The 5836-nt window shown below is 64.9% G+C and carries 8 protein-coding genes; 1 reads left to right on the plus strand and 7 read right to left on the minus strand.

What is annotated here, in order from left to right:
* Window positions 1–37: 37 nt before the first annotated feature.
* The 6 genes from EN781_RS23480 to EN781_RS23505 all read right to left on the minus strand — a co-directional run bounded on the left by EN781_RS23480 (window position 38) and on the right by EN781_RS23505 (window position 4399).
* On the minus strand, window positions 38–967 hold the full coding sequence (locus tag EN781_RS23480) for an electron transfer flavoprotein subunit alpha/FixB family protein (RefSeq protein WP_126058113.1): 930 nt from the start codon (window positions 965–967) through the stop codon (window positions 38–40).
* Between the two features lie 23 nt (window positions 968–990).
* Complete coding sequence (locus tag EN781_RS23485) at window positions 991–1740, minus strand: electron transfer flavoprotein subunit beta/FixA family protein (RefSeq protein ID WP_126058114.1); 750 nt, start codon at window positions 1738–1740, stop codon at window positions 991–993.
* A gap of 172 nt (window positions 1741–1912) precedes the next feature.
* Window positions 1913–2722, minus strand: coding sequence for a rhomboid family intramembrane serine protease (locus EN781_RS23490; protein ID WP_126058115.1), 810 nt, complete (start codon window positions 2720–2722; stop codon window positions 1913–1915).
* Window positions 2723–2753: 31 nt separating this feature from the next.
* Window positions 2754–3335 carry a cob(I)yrinic acid a,c-diamide adenosyltransferase gene (locus tag EN781_RS23495; protein WP_126058116.1) on the minus strand — a complete coding sequence of 194 codons (582 nt, stop codon included), beginning with the start codon at window positions 3333–3335 and terminating at the stop codon, window positions 2754–2756.
* 15 nt (window positions 3336–3350) lie between these two features.
* Entirely contained in the window at window positions 3351–3542 is a 192-nt protein-coding gene (locus EN781_RS23500) for a twin transmembrane helix small protein (protein WP_126058117.1), read from the minus strand.
* 23 nt (window positions 3543–3565) lie between these two features.
* The gene (locus EN781_RS23505) at window positions 3566–4399 is read right to left on the minus strand and encodes an SDR family oxidoreductase (protein ID WP_126058118.1); all 834 of its coding nucleotides are present in this window, start codon (window positions 4397–4399) and stop codon (window positions 3566–3568) included.
* 83 nt (window positions 4400–4482) lie between these two features.
* Here EN781_RS23505 and EN781_RS23510 point away from each other — a divergent pair, with 83 nt between their 5' ends.
* A complete protein-coding gene (locus EN781_RS23510) occupies window positions 4483–5334 on the plus strand; it encodes a YihY/virulence factor BrkB family protein (protein WP_126058119.1) in 852 nt (283 codons plus the stop codon).
* Here EN781_RS23510 and EN781_RS23515 read toward each other — a convergent pair.
* The coding region (locus EN781_RS23515; protein WP_145965594.1) for a DMT family transporter at window positions 5304–5836 on the minus strand (533 nt) is incomplete at its 5' end. The two genes, EN781_RS23510 and EN781_RS23515, sit on opposite strands and share 31 nt — an antisense overlap.

Below are 5836 nucleotides of genomic sequence, written 5' to 3' on the forward strand. Positions count from 1 at the left end.
CCGCCCTTCACAATTTAATACGCTTCGGCAGAGAGCGTCAAAGCGCCTTTTGCAGTTCCGGCAGGATGACGAAGAGATCGCCGACGAGGCCGTAGTCGGCGACCTGGAAGATCGGCGCCTCCTCGTCCTTGTTGATGGCGACGATGACTTTGGAATCCTTCATGCCGGCGAGGTGCTGGATGGCACCGGAAATACCGACGGCGATGTAGAGATCAGGGGCGACCACCTTGCCGGTCTGGCCGACCTGCCAGTCGTTCGGCGCATAGCCGGCATCGACCGCGGCGCGTGAAGCGCCGACGGCGGCGCCGAGCTTGTCGGCGACGGGCAGGATGACCTCCTGGAACTTCTCCGAGGAGCCGAGCGCGCGGCCGCCGGAAATGATGATCTTGGCCGAGGTCAGCTCCGGACGGTCGGTCTCGGAGAGCTTGTTCTCGACGAAGGAGGAGAGACCGGGATTAGCCGCGGCGCTAACCGTCTCGACGGCGGCCGAGCCGCCCTCGGGTGCTCCTTGGAAGGAAGCGGTGCGCACCGTGATCACCTTCTTGGCGTCGGTAGCCTGCACGGTCTGGATGGCGTTGCCGGCATAGATCGGACGCTTGAAGGTGTCGGGCGAGACCACCTCGATGATCTCGGACACCTGCGCGACGTCGAGCAGGGCAGCCACGCGAGGCGCGACGTTCTTGCCCGTCGAGGTGGCCGGAGCGATAATGGTATCGTAGGCGCCAGCCAGCGACACAACCAGTGCCGCGGTCGGCTCGGCGAGGCGCTCAGCAAGCTCGTCGGCCTCGGCGAGCAGCACCTTGTTCACGCCCTTCAGCTTCGAAGCGGCGTCCGCCGCGCCCTTGGCGCCCTTGCCGGCCACCAGCACATGCACGTCCGAACCGATCTGAAGCGCCGCCGACAGCGCCTTGGCGGTCTGGTCGGAAAGGGTTGCGTTGTCGTGTTCGGCGATGAGGAGAATAGCCATTTTCGTGTTCCTTTCCCGATCGCTTACAGCACGCCGGCTTCGTTCTTGAGCTTCTCGACCAGCTCGGCGACGCTCTTGACCTTTACGCCCGCCTTGCGGCCGCCCGGCTCCTCGGTCTTGATCACCTTGAGGCGCGGCTTGACGTCGGCGCCGTAGTCGGCTGGGCTTTTCTCGTCCAGCGGCTTCTTCTTGGCCTTCATGATGTTGGGCAGCGAGGCGTAGCGCGGCTGGTTGAGGCGAAGGTCGGCGGTGACGATCGCCGGCATCTTCAGCTCCACCGTCTGCAGGCCGCCATCGACCTCGCGCGTCACCTTGGCATGATCGCCGGCGAGTTCCACCTTGGAGGCGAAGGTGCCCTGAGCCCAGCCCAGCAGCGCCGCCAGCATCTGGCCGGTCTGGTTGCTGTCATCGTCGATCGCCTGCTTGCCGAGGATGACAAGGCCGGGCTGCTCGGCCTCGACCACGCCCTTCAGCACCTTGGCGACGCCGAGCGGCTCGGTCTGCTCGTCGGTCTTGACCAGGATAGCGCGGTCGGCACCCATGGCGAGCGCGGTGCGCAGCGTTTCCTGCGCCTGCTGCGGGCCGATCGAGACGACGATGATCTCTTCCGCCTTGCCGGCTTCCTTCAGCCGGATCGCTTCCTCCACCGCGATCTCGTCGAACGGGTTCATTGCCATCTTGACGTTGGCGAGCTCGACCGCCGAACCGTCCGACTTGACCCGCACCTTAACATTGGCATCCACAACCCGCTTCACGGGCACAAGGATCTTCATTTTCCTGTCACCTCTTTCAAGATTTTGGGCGCGCTATAGCAGCGCGCGCCGGGTCAGAGTTGTCGAAAGCCGACATTCCAGACGGAATTCTGGACTTCATCCGCCGTTGCGGTGGCGTTTCCGTAGTGGCGGGAATCGGGCTCGTCAATATCCGCGACGCACTCAAATCGGTTCAGTCCTGGCTTGAAGCGGCTCCTCGACCCCACTGTGGCGCGGGCTGCGCTGCAGCTGGAGCGCTGGCGGCTGGTTCGGCCGGGACGCGCGCCTGCTCGACGTCTGGCGCAGGTTCGGGTTCCCCGTCCGCGCCGGCCAGCAGCGGCACGCCGCGGTTGCGCAGGACGAGCACCAGGACGGAGCCGGCGATGATGCCGCCGATGTGGCAGGCCCAGGAGACCTGGTCCTCGCCGCCGGCGGCGAACATGACGATCTGGAAGACGATCCACAGGATCAGCGGGATGAAGGCGGGGATGCGCAAGGGAATGCGGGCGAAGGCGAGCACCCAGACCTTCACCCTTGGGTAGAGGATCAGATAGGCGGCGACGACGCCGGCAATGGCGCCGGAGGCGCCGATCAGCGGCACCTGCGAATCCCAGGCCACCAACCCCTGGAAGAAGGCGCCGGCAATGGCGCAGGCGAGGTAGAAGATCAAATAGCGGATATGACCGAGGGCATCCTCGACATTGTCGCCGAACACCCACAGGAACAGCATGTTGCCGCCGAGGTGGAAAATGTCGGCGTGCAGGAAGGAATAGGTCAGGTAGCTCAGGCTCTCCGGGATGACGACGAATTCGGGCGAAAGCTCGACCTTGTCGTGGACGACGGAGGGGATGAAGCCGAGGCCGAGCACCGCCGCGTTGGTGAAATCCTCGCCGCCGAGCGTGGTGGCGAAATAGACGAGGACGTTGGCGACGATCAGGCCGATCGTCACATATTGCAGGTGGATGTGACGCAGTCTGTTGGTGTCGTATAGCGGGATGAACATGAGACCCTGGCCCTTCCGCTTCCACGTGGAGTCAGCGGTTCTTGCCGGGAACCCATAACACGTCGGCCTTTCCATTGTCATTGACCGCACGGGCGGCGACGAACAGAAAGTCGGAGACGCGGTTGATGTACTTGATCGCCTCGCGGTTGACCGGCTCGCCGGGGTCCTGCGCCAGCGCCACCATGATCCGCTCGGCCCGCCGCGCCACCGTGCGGGCAAGGTGAAGTGCGGCCGCCGCCGGCGTGCCGCCGTTCAGCACGAAGGATTTGAGCGGCTGCAGTTCCTTGTTGAGGAGGTCGATATCCTTCTCGACGCGATCGGTCTGCGAGGCGACGATACGCAACGGCTCATAGCTGAGCGGCTTGCCGTCATCCGGCACGGCGAGATCGGCGCCGAGATCGAAAAGGTCGTTCTGGATGCGGGACAGCATGGCGTCGATCGAGGGATGGCTGTCAACGGTGTGGATGCGGGCCATGCCGATGCAGGCATTGGCCTCGTCGACCGTGCCGTAGGCGTCGATGCGCAGGTCGGATTTCAGCCGCCGCTCGCCGGTGCCGAGGCCGGTGGTGCCGTCGTCGCCGGTGCGGGTATAAATCTTGTTGAGCTTGACCACGCGCCGCCTCTCCGGTCACTTGCGGGTGAAATACACCGCCAGCATGATCAGCACCAAGGCGATGAACTGCAACAGCACGCGCGCCTGCATCAGCTTGTTGGAGGTCATGCTGGAGCCGCCGCGCAGCATGTTGATCAGACCACGGATCAGGACGAACACCACGGCGAGCATGACGAGGACCGCGAGGATATTGAAGACGGTTGCCATAGTCTTTTTCCAATCAGTTCCGTTCAGGCGCGTTTGGAGAGCAGGCGGTAGAGCAACGATGCCGGCAGGATGCGTTTGAGGATCACGCCGATCCTGGCCGGCACTGTTACCACATAGTGTGGGCGTGGGCGCCGCGACAGAAGCGCATGGCGCAACGCGGTGTGGACCACCTCCGGTCCGGGCTTCAGCCGCGAGGTGCTGCCGCCGGCTCGCAGCCGCGCCAGTTGCGCCTCGTAGTCAGCGCGGTGGACGGAATGCTCATGATCGATGTTCTTCAGGAACCAGAACAGCCCGTTCGAGGCGATCTTCGACGTCACCGGCCCCGGCTCGATCAGCGAGACATGGATGCCGCTGCCCAGAAGCTCCTGATGCAGGCACAGCATCAGCCCTTCCAGCGCGTGCTTGGAGGCCGAGTAGGCGCCGCGAAAGCGGACCGGCGTCAGCCCGAGGATGGAGGAACAGTGGACGAGCCGGCCATGGCCCTGGCGGCGCATCACCGGCACGATGCGGCGGGTGAGATCGTGCCAGCCGAAGAGATTGACCTCGAACTGCTCTTTGAGCGCCGAAACCGGCAGGTCCTCGACGGCCCCGGGCTGCGCATGGGCGCCGTTGTTGAACAGCGCGTCGAGCCGTCCGCCTGTGCGCTCCAGCACCGAGGCGACCAGCGCCTCGATCGAGGCGGGCTCGCGATAGTCGAGATAGAAGGTCTCGATGCCGTCGGCCTCGAGCGCCGCGATGTCGGCCGGCTTGCGCGCCGTCGCGAACACCCGCCAGCCTTCCGCCTTCAGCGCCCGGGCGCAATGGGCGCCAATCCCGGAAGAGGCACCGGTAACGATGATGGTGCGCGGCGCGTTCACGGCGGAGTTTGACCTAGGGTTGCCATTTGCCGCATTCCCTTCCCATATTCGCGGCGTCGAGACAATCGAAGGGAACGCGGTACGTGTTGCGGAAGATCGTCGCCCTGCGCCGCGTGCTCTATGACGCGATCGGTCACTTCAACACCGATGACGGCTGGGCGATGGCCAGCCATCTGGCGATCACCTCGCTGATGGCGCTGTTCCCGTTCCTGATCTTCGCGACGACGCTGGCGAGCTTCCTCGGCGCGCAGGCCTTCGCCGACACCGCCGTGCATCTGGTCTTCGACACCTGGCCGGAGCAGATCGCCAAGCCGATCGCGCGCGAGGTGCTGAACGTGCTCACCGTCAGGCGCACCGACCTGTTGACCTACGGCGTGCTGCTCGCCGCCTACTTCGCCTCGAACGGCATCGAGGCGCTGCGCACCTCGCTCAACCGCGCCTATCGGGTGTCGGAAACGCGCGGCATCATCTATCGCCGCGTCCAGAGCATCATCTTCGTGCTGATCGCCACGGCCTGTTTCCTGGCGATCAGCGTGCTCCTGGTGTTCGCTCCGCTCTTGGCGCGGTTGGCGGAGGCCCATCTCGAATGGATCAGGCCCTATATGGGCACGATCACCCTATGGCGCTACATCATCGCCTCGACGGTCATCGTCATCGGCCTGTTCGCGGTGCACTTCTGGCTGCCGGCAGGCAAGCGCCGCTTGCTGTCGATCGTGCCGGGCATCATCTTCACGCTGGCGGCCTGGCTGGCCGGCTCGACCATCTTTGCCACCTATCTCGACCATTTCTCGTCCTATGTGACGACCTATGCCGGCCTCGCCTCGATTATGATCGCGGTCGTCTTCCTCTACATCGTGTCGGCGATCTTTATCCTTGGCGGCGAGCTCAATGCCGCAATCAGCCGCTATCTCGAGGCGCGCGCCCGCATCGGTTGAGACCGTCCGGGGCTGGCCGGCCGCGCGGTCGCCAGCCCGACGCCGAGCGTGGCGATCGCCATGCCGACGATCTGCAGGAGGTTGAGATGCTCGCCGAACAGCGCCCACGCGATGACCGCGGTGACCGCCGGTACGAGGTAAAACAGCGAGGCGACCTTCGACATCTCGCCGTCGCGGATCATCACCATCAGCAGGAAGATGGCGCCGATCGACAGTACCAGCACCAGCCAGGCCAAGGCGAAGATCAACTCGCCATTGATGGTGACGGTGCGCGTCTCGAAGGCGAGCGAGGCGAGCACCATCAGCGCGGCGCCGCCGACATATTGCCACATCGTCGCGGTCACCAGGTCGCCGCCGGAGGCGAAGCGTTTCTGCCAGACGGTGCCGGCGCTCATGGCCAGCACCGAGACCAACGAAGCGGTCAGCGTCGCAGCGGTGACGCCGCCGCCAACGGCTCCAAGCTTCGGCCACAGCACGATGACGACGCCGACCAACCCGACGG

Origin of the sequence: Mesorhizobium sp. M4A.F.Ca.ET.090.04.2.1 (assembly GCF_003999085.1) — a bacterium.
Classification (GTDB): domain Bacteria; phylum Pseudomonadota; class Alphaproteobacteria; order Rhizobiales; family Rhizobiaceae; genus Mesorhizobium.